Origin of the sequence: Staphylococcus sp. HMSC62B09 (assembly GCF_001839115.1) — a bacterium.
GTDB classification, from domain to species: Bacteria; Bacillota; Bacilli; order Staphylococcales; family Staphylococcaceae; genus Staphylococcus; species Staphylococcus haemolyticus.
Map to the genome: position 1 here is coordinate 85,878 of NZ_KV840121.1, position 19,572 is coordinate 105,449.

Sequence of the window (19,572 nt, forward strand, 5' to 3'; positions counted from 1 at the left end):
ATCTTTTAGGCTTTTTTATTTTATAAGGAGTGATTCGTAATAAAATTCTACGGAAAGTTAGTTAGTCCAGATGTGACGTTAAGTGATGAGACAGTTACTCAAGTTACACCTGGTATTATCGCTACAGATGATGGTTATCAATGTCTTCAATGTGGCAATATAGACAAACGTTATATGTATGAATATGAAACACCTTTTTCAGAAGAACGTATTATTTATTGTAGGTATTGTATACAATTGGGGCGCATGGACAATATTACAGAATTTAGGATTACGCAAAGTGAGAATTCTATTTCTGATGGATATTACGACTTACCCTTTCAATTATCAGAACAACAACAATATGCTTCAGAGGCCATTGTACAAGCAATTAAAACGCTTCAACCATTATTATTATATGCGGTTACTGGTGCGGGTAAGACTGAAATGATGTATGAAGGTATACGGGTAGCACGCCAACTTGGGTTTAATGTAGCCATAGTATCCCCAAGAGTAGATGTTGTAGTAGAAATTAGTTTGCGCATTAAAGAAGCATTCAATTCAGAAGACATAGATGTATTACACCAAAGTAGCCAACAACAATATAATGGTCACTTCATTGTTGCAACCGTTCATCAATTGTTTAGATTTAAATCTCACTTTGATGTTATATTTATCGACGAAGTTGATGCCTTTCCTTTATCAATGGATCCTCGGCTTATGGAGGCGATTCGATTATCATCAAAACAAAAGCATAGCCACATATTTATGACGGCAACACCTCCGAAAGAGCTGTTGAACCGTTTGTCTTCTGAGCAAATCATTACCTTACCTGCACGTTTCCATAAACATCCACTACCAGTCCCCAATTTCACATATTTCAAATTAAACGTTAAGCATATACAACTTAAATTGAAAAGAATTTTAATGAATCAAATTAACGAAAAACGATACACACTAGTATTCTTTAACAATATTGAATTGATGGTAGAGACGTACCAACATTATCGTTACCACTTTTCAGATTTAATCTATGTTTCAAGCAAAGATGCACTACGATTTAGCAAAGTTCAAGCACTACGAAACGGTGAACATGCTATCGTTTTTACGACAACAATTCTAGAAAGAGGTTTCACAATGGCACAATTAGATGTCATTGTCATCAACGCACATACTTTTGAAAAGGCTGCACTTATTCAAATTGCGGGTCGGGTTGGTCGTAAACAAGAAGCACCTACAGGAAAAGTGATATTTATGCATGAAGGTGTAAGTATAGCTATGATACAAGCTAAAAGAGAAATTAAAAAAATGAATCGATTAGGTATAGAAAGTGGGTGGGTAATTGGTTAAATGTATACAATGCGGATTGCCAATATATGAATCGCTTAATGTTTTTAACTTTTATCAAGTACCTCAACGTATGTGTTCATCATGTCTAGAAATGTGGGATAGTGTGAAATTAATTAAGAATGACCAACGTTGTCCTAAGTGCTTAAATTATCGGGATAATAAAGAAAATGACTGCTTGGATTGTCAATTTTTAGCTAAAAATTTTAAACTAATGGAACAGCTTTATTGTGACTACGAATATTCCGGTATTATGAAAGAAATGATACAGCAATACAAACTAATGAAAGATTATTATTTAGCTGAGGTTATAGCCTCACAACTCAACTTACCAAAAACATCTTGTGATCTGATTGTACCTATTCCATCTCCAATTGAACGAGACACTCAAAGAACATTTAACCCAGTCGCAACAGTATTAGAAAAAATGGGGGTTCAATATTCGAACCTTTTGGCAACTGAATTGCGTCCCAAACAGTCAAAACTTGGGAAAGTAGAGAGAGCAAGAGCTATGAATCCTTTTTATATTAAAGAAGATGTGGATTTAACCGATAAAGAAATATTACTCGTTGATGATATTTATACAACAGGATTAACAATTCATCATGCAGGGTGTAAATTATACGATAAAAATGTCAGAAAATTCAAAGTGTTTACGTTTTCAAGATAGGTTAAACGTGGTATTATAATAGTAAGAATTACCAACATAAGAGGTTAAAGGAGAGATAGCTATGATTAGATTTGAAATTCATGGAGATAACCTCACTATTACAGATGCCATCCGCAACTATATTGAGGACAAAATTGGTAAACTTGAACGTTATTTTAACGATGTGCCTAATGCAGTCGCACACGTAAAAGTAAAAACGTATCAAAATTCTACAACTAAAATCGAAGTAACAATTCCATTGAAGAATGTTACATTAAGAGCAGAAGAAAGACATGATGATTTATATGCAGGTATTGATTTAGTTACTAGCAAATTAGAACGTCAAGTACGTAAATATAAAACACGTGTTAATCGTAAGCATAAAACGCATGGAGAACCAGAAGCGTTTGTAGCTGAAGTACAAGAAGCACCGCCAGAAAATGTTGATGACATTAATGCTGAACCAACAAATGATAGTGAAATTGAGATTATTCGTTCTAAACAATTTAGCTTAAAACCAATGGATTCTGAAGAAGCAGTATTACAAATGGAATTATTAGGACATGATTTCTATATCTTCACTGATCGTGAAACAGATGGTACAAGTATTGTTTATAAACGTAAAGACGGTAAATATGGATTAATTGAAACGACTGAATAATTGATTAATAGTAAGTTATTAATTTAAATCAATTTTGAAATATATTTATGGTTTTAAGTTCACAATGACAATTTGCAGATATAACTAAGCTGAGAAGGTAATAATAATAAAATACACTCAGTTATAGTTATCCTTATAAGGGTGGGACGATGAATTCAAAATGAATTCTGTTCCACTCTTTTTTGTAACTAATATTATAGTAATTCGTGGACGCTAATATCATGCTGTGCTAATGTAATGAGGTAATTGGATATTTAAATAATAAATTAGGCTTAGCGATTCAAATTAGGGGAAAAAGGAAATAAGTTATTTAAGTTGCGCACAATTAAGCGTCGCACTTATATGAGTATTTAAGTATAAATTCTAAAGTATAAATGATATGATAAACTGTTGTAAGCCAAACAGTTTTTAAGCTAAAGGAGCGGACGTAATGGGATTTTTATCAAAAATTGTTGACAGCAATAAAAAAGAAACTAAACGTCTAAGTAAAATAGCCGATGAAGTACTTTCATTAGAGGAAGATATGGCTATCTTAACTGATGAAGAAATTAAAAATAAGACGAAGCAATTTCAACAAGAAGTACAAGAAATTGAAGATGTAAAAAAACAAAATGACTATCTAGATAAAATCTTACCTCAAGCATATGCTTTAGTAAGAGAAGGGTCAAAACGTGTCTTTAATATGACACCTTATAAAGTGCAAGTAATGGGTGGTATCGCCATTCATAAAGGTGATATCGCTGAAATGAGAACCGGTGAAGGTAAAACTTTAACAGCGACGATGCCTACGTATTTAAATGCGCTTGCAGGTCGTGGTGTGCACGTAATCACAGTTAACGAATACTTATCTAGTGTTCAAAGTGAAGAAATGGCAGAGTTATATGAATTCTTAGGCCTAACTGTAGGATTAAATTTAAATAGTAAATCAACGAATGAAAAACGTGAAGCCTATGCTCAAGATATTACTTATAGTACGAATAATGAATTAGGATTTGATTATTTAAGAGATAATATGGTGAACTATGCCGAAGAGCGTGTAATGAGACCATTACATTTTGCAATCATCGATGAGGTAGACTCTATTTTAATTGATGAAGCTAGAACGCCTTTAATTATCTCTGGGGAAGCAGAAAAATCTACGTCATTATATACACAAGCAAATGTGTTCGCCAAAATGTTAAAAGCTGAAGATGATTATAAATATGATGAAAAGACAAAAGCAGTGCATTTAACTGAACAAGGTGCAGACAAAGCTGAACGTATGTTTAAAATTGAAAATTTATATGATGTACAGAATGTGGAAGTTATTAGTCACATTAATACAGCATTAAAAGCACACGTAACATTACAACGTGACGTGGACTACATGGTTGTTGATGGAGAAGTACTCATTGTTGACCAATTTACTGGACGTACAATGCCAGGTCGTCGTTTCTCTGAAGGGCTTCACCAAGCGATAGAAGCTAAAGAGGGAGTTAAAATTCAAAATGAATCGAAAACAATGGCATCCATTACTTTCCAAAACTATTTCCGTATGTATAATAAATTAGCTGGTATGACTGGTACTGCAAAAACAGAGGAAGAAGAATTCCGTAATATTTATAATATGACGGTTACACAAATTCCTACGAATAAACCTGTTCAACGTGATGATAAATCTGATTTAATTTACATTAGTCAAAAAGGTAAATTTGATGCAGTCGTTGAAGACGTAGTCGAAAAACATAAACAAGGTCTACCCGTTCTTTTAGGTACTGTTGCGGTTGAAACAAGTGAATATATCTCTAATTTACTTAAAAAACGTGGTATTAGACACGATGTATTAAACGCTAAAAACCACGAACGTGAAGCGGAAATTGTTGCAAATGCAGGACAAAAAGGTGCTGTGACAATAGCGACAAACATGGCTGGTCGTGGTACTGATATTAAACTAGGTGAAGGTGTAGAAGAAATTGGCGGTTTAGCAGTTATTGGTACTGAACGACATGAATCTAGACGTATAGATGACCAATTACGTGGTCGTTCTGGTCGTCAAGGTGATAGAGGGGATAGTCGTTTCTATTTATCACTTCAAGATGAATTAATGGTTCGTTTCGGTTCTGAAAGACTTCAAAAAATGATGAACCGTTTAGGCATGGATGATTCGACTCCTATTGAATCAAAAATGGTATCCCGCGCTGTTGAATCTGCTCAAAAACGTGTTGAAGGTAACAACTTTGATGCACGTAAACGTATACTTGAATACGATGAAGTGTTACGTAAGCAACGTGAAATTATCTACAATGAAAGAAACAATATTATCGATTCAGAGGATAGTTCACAATTAGTTAATGCAATGTTACGTTCTACATTACAACGTGGTGTGACCTATCATATAAGTGAAGAAGATGACAATCCTGACTACGCTCCGTTTATTAATTACGTTAATGATGTCTTTTTACAAGAAGGCGATCTTAAAGAAGAAGAAATTAACGGTAAAGATTCTGAAGACATCTTCGAAGTAGTTTGGTCTAAAATTGAAAAAGTATATGAAAGCCAAAAAGCCAAAATTGGTGACCAAATGGCTGAATTTGAGCGTATGATATTACTACGCTCTATAGATACTCACTGGACAGATCATATTGATACTATGGATCAATTACGTCAAGGTATCCATTTACGTTCATATGCACAACAAAATCCACTTCGTGATTATCAAAATGAAGGTCATGAGTTATTTGATATGATGATGCAAAATATTGAGGAAGATACATCTAAATTCATCCTTAAATCTGTAATTCAAGTTGATGAAGATATAGAAAGAGAGAAAACAACTGACTTTGGAACAGCTCAACATGTCTCTGCTGAAGATGGCAAAGAAAAAGCTAAAAAACAACCTATTGTTAAAGGCGACAAAGTTGGTCGTAATGACCCATGTCCATGTGGTAGTGGCAAGAAATATAAAAATTGTCATGGAAAAGAAGAATAGGTTTTATGTTTAATAATAAGTGGGAGTTGTGAAAAAGAATTCACGCTCCTACTTTTTACATATCCTATCAAATATGAATTAGGTAAGAATAGGAGAGATAAATATGGAATTATCTGAAATTAAGCGAAATATAGATGAATATCGTAACAACTTAGCACAAATTAGGGGGTCTCTTTGACTTTGAAAATAAAGAGACAAATATTCAAGAATATGAAGAAATGATGACTGAACCTGACTTTTGGGATGATCAAAATAAAGCACAAGATGTTATTGATAAAAATAATGCATTAAAATCAGTTGTAAATGGTTATCATGAATTAGAAGAAGAAGTTGAGGATATGACGGCAACTTGGGAATTATTACAAGAAGAGTTAGATGATGATGTAAAGAGTGATTTAGAACAAAATGTTCTTGACTTCAAAGAGAAAGTTGATCAGTTTGAATTGCAATTATTATTAGATGGTCCACATGATGCGAATAATGCAATTTTAGAATTACATCCGGGTGCTGGTGGTACTGAATCACAAGACTGGGCTAGTATGTTACTACGTATGTACCAACGTTATGGTGAACAACAAGGGTTTAAAGTTGAAACTGTTGATTATTTACCAGGTGATGAAGCGGGCGTCAAAAGTGTCACATTGTTAATTAAAGGGCATAATGCGTATGGTTATTTAAAAGCCGAAAAAGGTGTTCATAGACTAGTTAGAATTTCTCCATTTGATTCATCTGGGCGCCGTCACACGTCATTTGCCTCATGTGATGTCATTCCGGAATTTAATAATGATGAAATTGAAATAGAAATTAATCCTGACGATATTACAGTAGATACATTTAGAGCATCAGGTGCTGGAGGTCAGCATATAAATAAAACAGAATCTGCAATTCGAATTACACACCATCCAACAGGCATCGTAGTCAATAACCAAAATGAACGTTCACAAATTAAAAACCGTGAAGCAGCGATGAAAATGTTAAAAGCTAAATTATACCAATTAAAATTAGAAGAGCAAGAACGTGAAATGGCTGAAATACGTGGTGAACAAAAAGAAATTGGTTGGGGAAGCCAAATTCGTTCATATGTTTTCCATCCTTATTCTATGGTAAAAGATCATCGAACAAATGAAGAGACTGGTAAAGTTGATGCAGTCATGGATGGGGAGATTGGACCATTTATTGAATCGTATTTAAGATATACAATGAATCAAAGTGACAATTAATGTAATAGAATTGAAAATAGGAGTGAGATAGAGTTCGTTTTGAATTCATTGTCTTACTCTTTATTTTTTGAGAATCTAAATAATAGCTAAGTAAATGTAAAATGTAATGTTATTTATTACTAGAGTATACAATTTCATATGTTATTTAAGCCCTTTTTAACCTTTATATTACAAGCCGATAACATTGAACTTCTACAAAATATGTTGTGCTACAGTATAAAAGAATAATAATATAAAACAACAAAGGAATGACAACATGATTAATAAGACTCTTACAGTAACATTGACTTCTATTGCAGCTTTAGCAGGTTTAAGTGGTTTAGCTAATGCACAAGAATATACAAATTCAACACATACAACTTCACAACAATCAAATACTTACAATAGTCAAGCGGAGCAAGAAACAAATCTAGGATTAACAAATAAAGATATCGTTAAAGTTAAAGCTGGTGATACATTATACCAAATTGCGTTATCACATCACTTATCACTTGAACAATTATATAACTTTAACCCAGGTGTAACTGCATTAATTCATCCAGGTGACTTAATTGCAGTAAGTGAAAAAGGTGCAGCAAAATTAGAAAATAAAGAGATCAATTATGCACAAACTTATGCAGAAACCACAGTATTTAATCAAAGAGATGTGGTACCTCAATCGCTAAGTGCTAGCACAACAAATGTGACTGGTTACAATATTGTACCTACAAGTGCACCTACAACTGCTACGCACGATTCATACCACTCATCAGTGAATACACCAGTATCGTATCAACATGTTACAACTGCCAATCAAGGTAACCGTTATAGTTTCGGAAATTGTACATACTATGCATTTGATCGACGACAACAATTAGGACGCTCAATTGGTAGTTATTGGGGTAATGCTAATAACTGGGCATACTCAGCAAAAAATGCCGGATTAACAGTAGATAATCGCCCAGAAGTAGGTGCTATTTTCCAAACAACTGCTGGTTATTATGGTCATGTAGGTGTCGTGGAACATGTTAATCAAGATGGATCAGTATATGTTTCAGAAATGAACTGGAATGGTCATTATAACCATGTTACAAATAGAACAATTACAAACACTTCGAGCTATAATTTTATTCACTAACAAGTTTATAGACATTATTTTTAATATATTCAGATGTCAGAGTTCAATGGCTATGCAATTTAGCATAGTTATTGAGCTCTTTTTTTGAATAATGCCGTTTTATAGAAATTTATAGGAAGATTAAACGAATTAGCGCGGCATAGTTAGAGCAAGGGGGGTATTTTATATAAATGGTTAGGAACCGCTTTCTGTACATTTTAGGAAAACAATCTAATCTTTAATTAAAATACTTATCACAATACATTCCTGTGTAACTAGTATATATTGGTTAATAAAAGAAAAATGAAATAATTGTTATGTATTGAAGTAAGCTCAATGTAAGCGAATTTTTAATAATAGATTTGTGCTTTTTACGTATAATCGTGTTTTCAAAATAGAATATAAAGATGGAACCGTTTATGGGAAAAGTCATTTTAATTACAGGAGCAACAAGTGGTATTGGTTATAAAACAGCAGAATATTTAGCAGTACAGGGAAATATAGTTTATGGCGCTAGTCGGTGGATAGAAAGTCTTGAAAACATAAAACAGGTGAACCCATTAAAATTAGATTTAACAAATGAAGATTCAATCAAAACGGCAATCGATACTATTATCGAAAACGAAGGAAGAATTGATGTACTCGTTAATAATGACGGTTATGGTTCATATGGTGCAATCGAAGATGTCACAATTGAATAAGCGAAACAGTAATTTGAAGTAAATATATTTAGTTGAGCACGTATTACACTGCTAGTTTTACCACATATGAGAGCACAAAAATCAGGACATATCATTAATATTTCATCTATGGGTGGACGACTTACAACTTATTTTGGCGCTTGGTATCATGCTACGAAATATGCATTAGAAGCCTTTAGCGATTCTTTACGAATGGAAGTAGAGGAATTCGGGATAGAAGTATCTATTATTGAACCAGGTGGGATTAAAACAGATTGGGGGATCATCGCTGCTGATAAACTAGCTGATTCTGTAAAAGGCGGTGCCTATGAAGCTACTGCGATGAAAGTGACTCAAAGTATGAAAAAGCAATATCATTCTAATATGCTTTCAAATCCAATGGTAGTAACAAAAGCGATTGCAAAAGCAATAGATAGTAATAAACCTAAACCACGTTATCTAACAGGATTTGCAGCTAAATCCTTTGAATTTTTACATGCTATATTGCCAACCAAGGTATTTGATAAAATGATGAAAGCTTCAAATTCAATTTAACGAATCGTAATATAATCATTCGACAAATTGTATACATAAGACACCTCGATAGTTCATTTAAGCGTGAAACTATGCTGAGGGTCTTATTTTTTATACTTTTTCAACATTTTACAATGTATAAAGAATTGACACTTCTCATAGAAATGTTGATTGATATAATAAATGTAAGTATAATCTTTATTTAACAGAGTATGGAGGTAAGGTAAAATGGGTGTTCATCAATACTTTAAGAGACTTTCTGATTTAGAGAAATTAATTCGCTTACCAGGTAAATTTAAATATTTTGAACATAATGTTGCTGCTCACTCTTTTAAAGTTACCAAGATTGCACAATATTTAGCGACTGTAGAAGAACATCATGGTAATACTATTGATTGGAAAAGTTTATATGAAAAAGCACTGAATCATGATTTTGCCGAAGTATTTACTGGTGACATTAAAACACCAGTGAAGTACGCTAAAACGGAATTGAAAATGTTGTTTTCTCAAGTTGAACAAGATATGGTGGACACGTTTATTAATGAAGAAATACCTGAACCTTATAAAGATATTTATCGAGAACGACTACAAGAGGGGAAAGATGATTCGTTAGAGGGTCAAATTTTATCTGTAGCCGACAAAATTGATTTATTGTATGAAACGTTCGGCGAAATACAGAAACGTAATCCCGAGGACTTATTCTTTGAAATTTATGAACACAGCTTGGAAACAATCATGCAATTTGATCACTTAAGTTCTGTTCAAGATTTCATAGAAAATGTCATACCTGAAATGCTAACTGAAAACTTCATTCCTCGAGCAGAATTGCGAGAAACTACAATGGCGATTTTAAATCGAATAAATGGGTGAGATAAATGATTTGGTACGCTTTAGCTGCATTTTTTCCATGTGTATTAGTCGTGTTGTTTAGTGTCATAACTCGAAGTAAATGGGTGGGTGTTATTGTGACATTGATTTTGATAGCTGCTTCAATTTACAAAGGATTCTTTCATAATGAATGGATAATCTTTATCGATGTAGTATCCCTATTAGCTGGATATGTCATTATAGATAACCTTGAATTTCATAAGCATCAAGACTAAATACTATCAAACAGAACTTTTGAATGTTACTGTAAGTTGATTTATAGTGTAAATGCACAATTTGTCCAGATGGAAGTAAAATTTAAAGCATATTTAAGAGCGGGCACCATTAAATTGTATATGAATAAATCACACGCATTAGTGGAATATTAAATAATAATAAATGATTTTGAAAATACAAACGTAAGCGAACAAACGTTTGTATTTTTATTTATATATTTGATAAAATAGCCTTATGTGAGAATACTATACAAATAATAGGAAATTATTAAGTGAATGAATTTATGATTTTCACTTAAAGAGGTCATTTAAATTATTTCAGTAGAATTTTTATTAAGAATAAAGATACAATTTAAAACAAATCATTGTTAAATTTTCATACATCATTTATTTACACCAAAGTTTCAAATAAATAGTTAAGAATGCTTAATTCAAGGAGGCGCTTATCAGAATGGTGGAACATTACCCGTTTAAATTGAATTCTGAGTTTGATCCACAAGGGGACCAACCACAAGCAATAGAGAAAATAGTCAAAGGTGTTAAAGAAGGAAAGCGTCATCAAACGCTTTTAGGTGCCACTGGTACAGGTAAGACATTTACAATGAGTAATGTTATTAAAGAAGTGGGGAAACCAACGCTCATCATTGCACACAATAAAACATTAGCGGGACAACTGTATAGTGAGTTTAAGGAATTCTTTCCTGAAAATAGAGTAGAATACTTTGTTAGTTACTATGATTACTATCAACCAGAAGCCTATGTACCTTCAACAGACACGTTTATTGAGAAAGATGCCTCAATTAATGACGAAATTGACCAACTACGACATTCTGCCACAAGTGCATTATTTGAACGTGATGATGTCATTATCATTGCCAGTGTCAGCTGTATCTATGGTTTAGGTAATCCGGAAGAATATAAAAATTTAGTAGTAAGTGTTCGAGTTGGTATGGAAATGGATCGAAGTGAACTGCTTCGTAAACTCGTAGACGTACAATATTCTAGAAATGATATTGATTTCCAACGTGGTACATTTAGAGTACGTGGCGACGTGGTTGAAATTTTCCCAGCCTCACGTGAAGAAATGTGTATTCGTGTTGAATTTTTTGGCGATGAAATTGATCGTATTCGAGAAGTTAATTATTTAACGGGAGAAGTCATTCGCGAACGTGAACATTTCGCGATTTTCCCGGCGTCTCACTTCGTAACACGAGAAGAAAAAATGAAGATTGCCATAGAGCGTATTGAGAAGGAATTAGAAGAGCGATTAAAAGAATTAAAAAATGAGAATAAGCTATTAGAAGCACAACGTCTAGAGCAACGAACGAATTATGATTTAGAAATGATGAGAGAAATGGGATTCTGTTCGGGTATCGAGAACTATTCTGTACATCTAACGTTAAGACCTTTAGGTTCAACACCTTATACGTTACTAGATTATTTCGGTGATGACTGGTTAGTAATGATCGATGAGTCTCACGTTACATTGCCACAAATAAGAGGGATGTTTAACGGTGACCGTGCGCGTAAGCAAGTGTTAGTAGATCATGGTTTCCGATTACCTAGTGCGATGGATAACCGACCATTAAAATTTGAGGAGTTTGAACAAAAAACGAATCAGTTGGTATATGTATCAGCTACACCAGGACCTTATGAGATTGAACATACCGATGAAATGATTGAACAAATTATTCGTCCTACTGGTCTTTTAGATCCTAAAATTGACGTTCGACCAACTAAAAATCAAATTGATGATTTACTTAGTGAAATTCAAGAACGTATTGATAGAGATGAACGTGTCTTAGTCACAACGTTAACTAAAAAAATGAGTGAGGATTTAACGACATACATGAAAGAAGCGGGTATAAAAGTAAATTACCTACACTCAGAGATTAAAACGTTAGAACGTATTGAAATTATTCGTGACTTAAGAATGGGAACGTATGATGTTGTTGTCGGTATCAATCTATTAAGAGAGGGAATTGATATACCGGAAGTTTCATTAGTTGTTATTTTAGATGCAGATAAAGAAGGTTTCTTGCGCTCAAACCGCTCATTAATCCAAACGATAGGTCGTGCTGCACGAAATGAGAAAGGTGAAGTGATTATGTATGCCGATAAAATTACCGATTCAATGCAGTATGCGCTTGATGAAACGCAAAGACGTCGTGATATACAAATGGCACATAATGAAAAATATGGAATCACACCTAAAACAATTAATAAGAAAATTCATGATGTTATTAGTGCCACGGTTGATAATGATGAAACAAATGAAAAACAACAAACCGAATTACCTAAGAAAATGACTAAAAAAGAAAGACAAAAAACAATTGAAAATATAGAAAAAGAAATGAAAAAAGCAGCTAAAGATTTAGAGTTTGAAAAAGCAACAGAACTAAGAGATATGTTATTTGAATTAAAAGCAGAAGGGTGACAGTTAAATGAAGGGACCAAGTATTGTAGTAAAGGGTGCACGTGTACATAACTTAAAAGACGTAGACATTGAACTTCCAAAAAATAAATTAATTGTTATGACAGGGCTATCTGGGTCAGGTAAATCATCTTTAGCATTCGATACAATTTATGCTGAAGGTCAAAGACGTTATGTAGAATCATTAAGTGCATACGCGCGTCAATTTTTGGGGCAGATGGATAAACCAGATGTTGATACGATAGAGGGATTATCACCAGCTATTTCAATTGACCAAAAGACGACAAGTAAAAATCCTCGATCAACAGTAGCAACGGTAACGGAGATTTATGATTATATTCGTTTGTTATACGCACGAATAGGCAAGCCATATTGTCCTAATCATAATATTGAAATTGAATCTCAAACTGTGCAACAAATGGTTGATCGCATTTTAGAGCTTGAAGAACGCACTAAAATTCAAATTTTAGCGCCAGTTGTTTCTCATAGAAAAGGTAGTCATGAGAAACTTATCTCAGATATTGGTAAAAAAGGCTATGTACGTCTTAGAGTTGACGGCGATATTGTCGATGTCAATGAGGTTCCAGAATTAGATAAAAATAAAAACCATACTATCGAGGTAGTCATAGACCGTTTGGTAGTTAAAGATGGTATTGAAACACGTTTAGCAGATTCAATTGAGACAGGTTTAGAATTAGCTGATGGCAATATTACTGTCGATGTAATTGATGGAGAGGACCTTAAATTTTCTGAGAATCATGCTTGCCCAATTTGCGGGTTCTCTATTGGTGAATTAGAACCTAGAATGTTTAGTTTCAATAGTCCGTTTGGTGCTTGTCCAACTTGTGATGGTTTAGGTCAAAGATTAACGGTCGATCTTGATTTGGTAGTTCCAGACCCTAATAAGACTCTAAATGAAGGTGCGATTGAACCATGGGAACCTACGAGTTCAGATTTTTACCCAACTTTATTAAAACGCGTATGTGAAGTATATAAAATAAATATGGATAAGCCATATAAAAAGTTGACTGATAGACAGAAAAACATATTAATGAATGGTTCAGGTGATAAAGAAATTGATTTTTCTTTTCACAGTCGTAACGGTGGGACACGTCATAGAAGAATGAAATTCGAGGGTGTTGTTCCCAACATTGACCGTCGTTATCATGAATCACCATCGGAATATACACGTGAAGTAATGAGTAAATACATGACTAAACTGCCTTGCGAAACTTGTCACGGTAAACGTTTGAGTAAAGAAGCGTTATCTGTTTACGTTGGTGGATATAATATTGGAGAAGTAGTTGAATATTCTATCAAGAATGCATTAAATTACTATGAAAATATCGAGCTTTCAGAACAAGATAGAGCTATTGCAAATCAAATTTTAAAAGAAATCATTTCAAGATTGTCATTTCTAAATAATGTTGGATTAGAATATTTAACACTTAATCGTGCGTCAGGTACTCTTTCTGGTGGTGAAGCACAACGTATTCGATTAGCGACACAAATCGGTTCACGCTTAACAGGGGTACTTTATGTGCTTGACGAACCCTCTATTGGTTTACACCAACGTGATAATGATCGTTTGATAAGTACTTTAAAAGAAATGCGAGATTTGGGCAATACACTTATTGTTGTTGAACATGATGATGACACTATGCGAGCAGCTGATTATCTCGTAGATGTCGGTCCTGGTGCAGGTAATTATGGTGGTGAAATCGTCTCTAGTGGTACGCCAAGTAAAGTCATGAAAGATAAGAAATCTTTAACAGGACAATATTTAAGCGGTAAGAAACATATCGACGTTCCTGAACATCGTCGAGAAGTAATTGATCGCAAAATTAGTATCAAAGGTGCACGAAGTAATAACTTAAAAGGTGTAGATGTAGATATTCCATTGTCTGTAATGACAGTTGTAACAGGTGTGTCTGGTTCAGGTAAAAGTTCACTAGTTAATGAAGTATTATATAAATCATTAGCTCAAAAAATAAATAAATCTAAAGTTAAACCGGGTGCCTTTGATAGCATTGAAGGTATTGATCAATTAGATAAAATTATTGATATTGACCAATCTCCTATCGGTAGAACGCCACGTTCTAATCCAGCCACTTATACTGGCGTATTTGATGATATACGTGATGTATTTGCTCAAACTAATGAAGCGAAAATTCGTGGTTATCAAAAAGGACGCTTTAGCTTTAATGTTAAAGGTGGACGTTGTGAAGCTTGTAAAGGTGATGGCATTATTAAAATTGAAATGCACTTTTTACCTGATGTGTATGTTCCATGCGAAGTTTGTGATGGGAAGCGCTATAACCGTGAAACATTAGAAGTGACTTATAAAGGTAAGAATATTGCTGAAGTGCTTGAAATGACAGTCGAAGAAGCAACGTATTTCTTTGAAAACATTCCTAAAATACATCGTAAATTACAAACACTTGTAGATGTTGGTTTAGGTTACATCACGCTTGGACAACAAGCTACAACTCTATCAGGAGGAGAAGCACAACGTGTTAAATTAGCATCTGAATTGCATAAACGTTCAACTGGTCGTTCCATCTATATTCTTGATGAACCTACAACTGGTTTGCATGTCGATGATATTAGTCGTTTGCTAAAAGTGCTTAATCGTCTAGTTGAGAACGGGGATACTGTTGTGATTATTGAACATAATCTAGATGTCATTAAAACAGCAGATCATATTATTGATCTAGGACCTGAAGGTGGCGATGGTGGTGGTACACTAGTTGCTACTGGTACACCGGAAGAGATTGCAAATGTAGAATCATCATACACAGGTAAATATTTAAAAACGGTACTTGAACGAGATAAAGTTGAATAAATTGAAATATAGATTTTGAAAATTAATAGTAATTTAAGGGATCATAGGCATCTCGCATTAAATGACTTAACTGAGAATACGCTCACATCGAGCTTTTCTCAGTTTTTTTAATAACATAACATTAAACCCAACAAAGGGAATTGTAATAAGAAATTCAATAAGTGAGGTTAAGTGATTTAATACAAACTGTATGTTGTTCCCTTAATCATTTAAAAGCAATCTAAGGTGTATATGAAACAAATATAATAGGATTTCTTCTTTTTTATATTAATCTTGTCTTTATTTTTGATATGATAATAGGTGAATGAATTCAAGTGAAAATTTTGAGGTGAACTCATGTTAACGACAGAGAAATTAGTCAAATTACTTAAATTAGAATTGTTTACGGGTGAAAAAGGATTACATAAACCTATTAAAAATACGGATATTTCTAGACCAGGTCTAGAAATGGCTGGATATTTTTCACACTATGCTGCAGACCGCATTCAATTACTAGGTACTACAGAATTATCGTTTTATAATTTATTACCAGACGAGGAACGTCATGGACGTATGAGAAAATTATGTCGTCCTGAAACACCTGCAATTATTGTGACAAGAGGATTAGAACCTCCGCAAGAGCTGATTGATGCCGCTCAAGAAATGGATACACCACTAATCGTATCAAAGGATGCAACTACAAGTTTAATGAGTCGATTAACGACATTCCTTGAACATGAATTAGCTAAGACAACATCATTACATGGTGTATTAGTCGATGTTTATGGTGTGGGTGTGTTAATCACTGGAGATTCTGGTATAGGTAAAAGTGAGACTGCACTTGAATTAGTGAAAAGAGGTCATCGACTCGTAGCTGATGATAACGTAGAAATTCGTGAAATAACTAAAGATGAATTAATAGGGACACCACCTAAATTAATTGAGCACTTATTAGAAATTAGGGGTCTCGGTATCATCAATGTCATGACATTATTTGGAGCGGGGTCAATCCTCACACAAAAACAAATTCGTCTTAACATTAACCTTGAAAATTGGGATAAAGATAAACTGTATGACCGAGTTGGATTGAATGAAGAAACATTACAAATTCTTGATACAGAAATCACTAAAAAAACAATTCCTGTAAGACCAGGACGAAATGTTGCAGTCATTATAGAAGTCGCAGCAATGAATTATCGTTTAAATATAATGGGGATTAATACAGCTGAAGAATTTAATCAACGTTTAAATGAAGAAATCTTAAAAAAAGGTCATCAAAGCAAGGAGAACTAAAACATGCTTTTTAATCTGAATTATATTGATCCTACTGCATTTAGCATAGGTCCACTTTCAATAAAATGGTACGGTATCATTATTGCGGTAGGAATCCTTATTGGTTATTTCATAGCTCAAGAAAGCTTGAAATATGTTGGTTTACATAAAGATACGCTTGTTGACGTCATCTTTTACAGTGCCATCTTTGGGTTCATCGCTGCACGTATTTACTTCGTGATTTTTCAATGGCCATATTACGCCCAAAACCCTATTGAAATTCCAATGATATGGCATGGTGGTATTGCAATACATGGTGGTCTTTTAGGTGGATTTATCACTGGTATTATTGTTTGTAAAATTAAAAATTTAAATCCATTTCAAATTGGTGACATTGTAGCACCAAGTATTATTTTAGCTCAAGGTATTGGACGTTGGGGTAACTTTATGAATCATGAAGCCCATGGCGGTCCAGTCTCAAGAACCTTTTTAGAAAATTTACATATTCCTGAGTTTATTATTCGTAATATGTATATTGAAGGGGTATACTACCATCCAACATTCTTATATGAATCTATATGGGATATTTTGGGATTCATCATTTTAATTACAATTAGAAAGTATCTTCGTGTAGGTGAAACATTCACACTCTATTTAATATGGTATTCAATTGGACGTTTCTTTGTAGAGGGATTAAGAACGGATAGTTTAATGCTGACAAGTCATATTAGAGTAGCGCAATTGGTATCAGTTATTTTAATTATAATTGGTTTGGTGATTTTAATTTATCGTCGCATTAAATATCAACCATCATTGTACAAAGAAGCAGGTCCGTTAACTTGGAATAGTTCTAAGGCGAAAGTGAAATCATGAGACGGTTAACTAAAGAAGGCCATCATAAGATTAATCCGCTATGGCGAATTTATAGTTTAGTACGTTTTTCAAAAGTATTCACCAATACATTGCTAATTGAATTATGTCGTTTTATACCAAATTTAAAATGGAAACGCTGGATATACATTCATCTATTGAATATGACCATTGGACAACATACTGCTATTGCCTATAAAGTAATGCCTGATCTCTTTTATCCGCAACTCATTACAATTGGCAATAATTCTGTAATTGGTTATAATACAACAATATTAACGCACGAAGTATTAGTGGATGAATATCGCTATGGTCCAGTGTACATTGGTGATCATACATTAATCGGTGCAAATTCGACCATTCTACCAGGTGTACATATTGGTAATCATGTAGTCGTTAAAGCTGGAACAGTTGTATCAAAAGATATACCAGATTATGCCATTGCATATGGCAATCCTATGCAAATACATCATAAATAAAGAGAGGTGACAAAGAATGGCGCAAAACAATGACAATATTATCTCGATGAAATTTGATGAACCATTTTATCGTAAAATGGCTGATCAAAAATATAAAATGCAAGATTTTAATAAGGCAGTAGAATACTATAAAAAAGTGCTTGATTTGTCACCACAAGATTTTGATATTAAATTAAAGTATGCTTATTGCTTAAACAAACTTAATTTAGGTAGACGAGCTGAGCATTTGTTTTATGATAGCATTATTGAAGGTAATCATGTTGCCGACAGTTACTACCAACTTAGTCAATTAAACATTGACCTTAATGAGCCAAACAAGGCCTTCTTGTTTGGTATTAATTATGTGATTTTAACTGATGATACTGACTTTAGAGAAGAATTAGAAAAAACATTCGAAGTGTCTTATATGAGTGAAGATAAAATTCAGCTCGAAGCACAACTTTTCTCAACGCAATTACTATTCCAATATTTATTTTCTCAAGGAAGATTACAAGATGCACGTAAATATATTTTGAATCAAGATGAGAAAATTCAAGAACATAGAGTCATTCGCAACTTATTAGCAATGTGCTATTTGTATTTAAGTGAATATGATATTGCTAAAGACATGTTTGAAGCGTTATTAGCAGAAGATAATTCAGATGTACATGCACTATGTCACTATACATTGCTACTTTACAATACGAATGAAAAAGATAAGTATCACAAGTATCTTAAAATATTAAGTAAAGTAGTACCAATGAATGATGATGGAAGTTTTAAATTGGGCATAGTACTAAGCTATTTAAAACAGTACGATGCATCTCAACAAATATTATTACCACTATACAAAAAAGGTAAATTTGCCTCAATTCAAATGTTTAATGCATTGAGCTTTAATTATTATTACCTCGGAAATAAAGAACAGAGTAAAGTGTTTTGGGAGAAGTTACTGCAAATTTCTAAAGTTGATGTGGGCTACGCACCTTGGGTACTTGAAGAGAGTAAACAAACATTTGATCAAAAAATATTACCACTGTTATTAGATGATGATAGCCATTATAGACTTTATGGTGTGTTTTTATTAAATCAATTAAATGGTAAAGAAATATTAATGACTCAAGAGATTTGGTCTATTTTAGAAACAATGAATGACTATGAAAAACTTTACCTTACTTATTTAGTACAGGGACTGCATTTAAATAAATTAGATTTCATTCACAAAGGTTTAGTGAGTTTATATGAAATGGACGACATACAGAAAGATACGGAATTATTTATAAGTTGGATTGATAAAAGTGAAGGGTTAATTGCGAACGATGTTGATTTTAGTGAAGTTGACAGATATGTAGCTGCACATGCTTATCTATATCATCGTTATTATCATAGCCATATGACTAAAAAGAAAATTATGGAATTGTTTAATGTATCGCGTTATAAGTTAGATAACGCAATTGATCAATTGTTGAGCATATAA

General features: G+C 33.4%; 14 protein-coding genes and 1 pseudogene. All 15 read left to right on the forward strand.

Features of this window, described 5'->3' with window-relative positions; translation table 11 throughout:
- The first annotated feature begins 72 nt into the window (after window positions 1–72).
- The 15 genes and pseudogenes from HMPREF3265_RS03825 to HMPREF3265_RS03895 all read left to right on the forward strand — a co-directional run bounded on the left by HMPREF3265_RS03825 (window position 73) and on the right by HMPREF3265_RS03895 (window position 19,572).
- Window positions 73–1,329, forward strand: a complete 1,257-nt coding sequence (locus HMPREF3265_RS03825) for a DEAD/DEAH box helicase family protein (RefSeq protein WP_176743852.1) — start codon at window positions 73–75, stop codon at window positions 1,327–1,329.
- Window positions 1,322–1,996 (forward strand): ComF family protein, encoded by a 675-nt coding sequence (locus HMPREF3265_RS03830; RefSeq protein ID WP_037548715.1) that lies wholly within the window; start codon window positions 1,322–1,324, stop codon window positions 1,994–1,996. The genes HMPREF3265_RS03825 and HMPREF3265_RS03830 overlap by 8 nt, the downstream gene beginning before the upstream one ends.
- 61 nt (window positions 1,997–2,057) lie before the next feature.
- On the forward strand, window positions 2,058–2,636 hold the full coding sequence (gene hpf, locus HMPREF3265_RS03835; RefSeq protein ID WP_037548740.1) for a ribosome hibernation-promoting factor, HPF/YfiA family: 579 nt from the start codon (window positions 2,058–2,060) through the stop codon (window positions 2,634–2,636).
- 430 nt (window positions 2,637–3,066) lie between these two features.
- A complete protein-coding gene (gene secA, locus HMPREF3265_RS03840; RefSeq protein WP_070861054.1) occupies window positions 3,067–5,604 on the forward strand; it encodes a preprotein translocase subunit SecA in 2,538 nt (845 codons plus the stop codon).
- Window positions 5,605–5,707: 103 nt separating this feature from the next.
- A protein-coding gene (gene prfB / locus HMPREF3265_RS03845; protein ID WP_110709505.1) for a peptide chain release factor 2 occupies window positions 5,708–6,824 on the forward strand; the annotation gives its coding sequence in 2 pieces (ribosomal slippage) (window positions 5,708–5,779 and window positions 5,781–6,824; 1,116 coding nt in all).
- Window positions 6,825–7,083: 259 nt separating this feature from the next.
- Complete coding sequence (locus tag HMPREF3265_RS03850) at window positions 7,084–7,941, forward strand: COG3942 and LysM peptidoglycan-binding domain-containing protein (RefSeq protein WP_176743853.1); 858 nt, start codon at window positions 7,084–7,086, stop codon at window positions 7,939–7,941.
- A gap of 398 nt (window positions 7,942–8,339) precedes the next feature.
- Window positions 8,340–9,155 (forward strand): annotated as a pseudogene (locus tag HMPREF3265_RS03855) (oxidoreductase).
- 207 nt (window positions 9,156–9,362) lie between these two features.
- A complete protein-coding gene (locus tag HMPREF3265_RS03860; protein WP_037548811.1) occupies window positions 9,363–10,004 on the forward strand; it encodes a YfbR-like 5'-deoxynucleotidase in 642 nt (213 codons plus the stop codon).
- A gap of 5 nt (window positions 10,005–10,009) precedes the next feature.
- On the forward strand, window positions 10,010–10,237 hold the full coding sequence (locus HMPREF3265_RS03865) for a CsbA family protein (protein ID WP_011276396.1): 228 nt from the start codon (window positions 10,010–10,012) through the stop codon (window positions 10,235–10,237).
- Window positions 10,238–10,688: 451 nt separating this feature from the next.
- Window positions 10,689–12,674, forward strand: a complete 1,986-nt coding sequence (uvrB, locus tag HMPREF3265_RS03870) for an excinuclease ABC subunit UvrB (RefSeq protein WP_037548825.1) — start codon at window positions 10,689–10,691, stop codon at window positions 12,672–12,674.
- 7 nt (window positions 12,675–12,681) lie between these two features.
- The gene (uvrA, locus tag HMPREF3265_RS03875) at window positions 12,682–15,516 is read left to right on the forward strand and encodes an excinuclease ABC subunit UvrA (RefSeq protein WP_037548838.1); all 2,835 of its coding nucleotides are present in this window, start codon (window positions 12,682–12,684) and stop codon (window positions 15,514–15,516) included.
- 336 nt (window positions 15,517–15,852) lie between these two features.
- Entirely contained in the window at window positions 15,853–16,788 is a 936-nt protein-coding gene (gene hprK, locus HMPREF3265_RS03880) for an HPr(Ser) kinase/phosphatase (RefSeq protein WP_011276393.1), read from the forward strand.
- A gap of 3 nt (window positions 16,789–16,791) precedes the next feature.
- A complete protein-coding gene (gene lgt, locus HMPREF3265_RS03885; RefSeq protein ID WP_037548849.1) occupies window positions 16,792–17,640 on the forward strand; it encodes a prolipoprotein diacylglyceryl transferase in 849 nt (282 codons plus the stop codon).
- Window positions 17,637–18,116 (forward strand): acyltransferase, encoded by a 480-nt coding sequence (locus tag HMPREF3265_RS03890; RefSeq protein ID WP_011276391.1) that lies wholly within the window; start codon window positions 17,637–17,639, stop codon window positions 18,114–18,116. The genes lgt and HMPREF3265_RS03890 overlap by 4 nt, the downstream gene beginning before the upstream one ends.
- 16 nt (window positions 18,117–18,132) lie before the next feature.
- Entirely contained in the window at window positions 18,133–19,572 is a 1,440-nt protein-coding gene (locus tag HMPREF3265_RS03895) for a tetratricopeptide repeat protein (RefSeq protein ID WP_053026589.1), read from the forward strand.

Excerpts from the sequence above, each read along its gene's own strand:
- HMPREF3265_RS03895 (WP_053026589.1), top strand. The coding sequence starts at position 18,133 with ATGGCGCAAAACAATGACAATATTATCTCGATGAAATTTGATGAACCA.
- HMPREF3265_RS03865 (WP_011276396.1), top strand. The coding sequence starts at position 10,010 with ATGATTTGGTACGCTTTAGCTGCATTTTTTCCATGTGTATTAGTCGTG.
- HMPREF3265_RS03890 (WP_011276391.1), top strand. The coding sequence starts at position 17,637 with ATGAGACGGTTAACTAAAGAAGGCCATCATAAGATTAATCCGCTATGG.
- hpf (WP_037548740.1), top strand. The coding sequence starts at position 2,058 with ATGATTAGATTTGAAATTCATGGAGATAACCTCACTATTACAGATGCC.
- lgt (WP_037548849.1), top strand. The coding sequence starts at position 16,792 with ATGCTTTTTAATCTGAATTATATTGATCCTACTGCATTTAGCATAGGT.
- HMPREF3265_RS03860 (WP_037548811.1), top strand. The coding sequence starts at position 9,363 with ATGGGTGTTCATCAATACTTTAAGAGACTTTCTGATTTAGAGAAATTA.
- uvrA (WP_037548838.1), top strand. The coding sequence starts at position 12,682 with ATGAAGGGACCAAGTATTGTAGTAAAGGGTGCACGTGTACATAACTTA.
- secA (WP_070861054.1), top strand. The coding sequence starts at position 3,067 with ATGGGATTTTTATCAAAAATTGTTGACAGCAATAAAAAAGAAACTAAA.
- hprK (WP_011276393.1), top strand. The coding sequence starts at position 15,853 with ATGTTAACGACAGAGAAATTAGTCAAATTACTTAAATTAGAATTGTTT.
- uvrB (WP_037548825.1), top strand. The coding sequence starts at position 10,689 with ATGGTGGAACATTACCCGTTTAAATTGAATTCTGAGTTTGATCCACAA.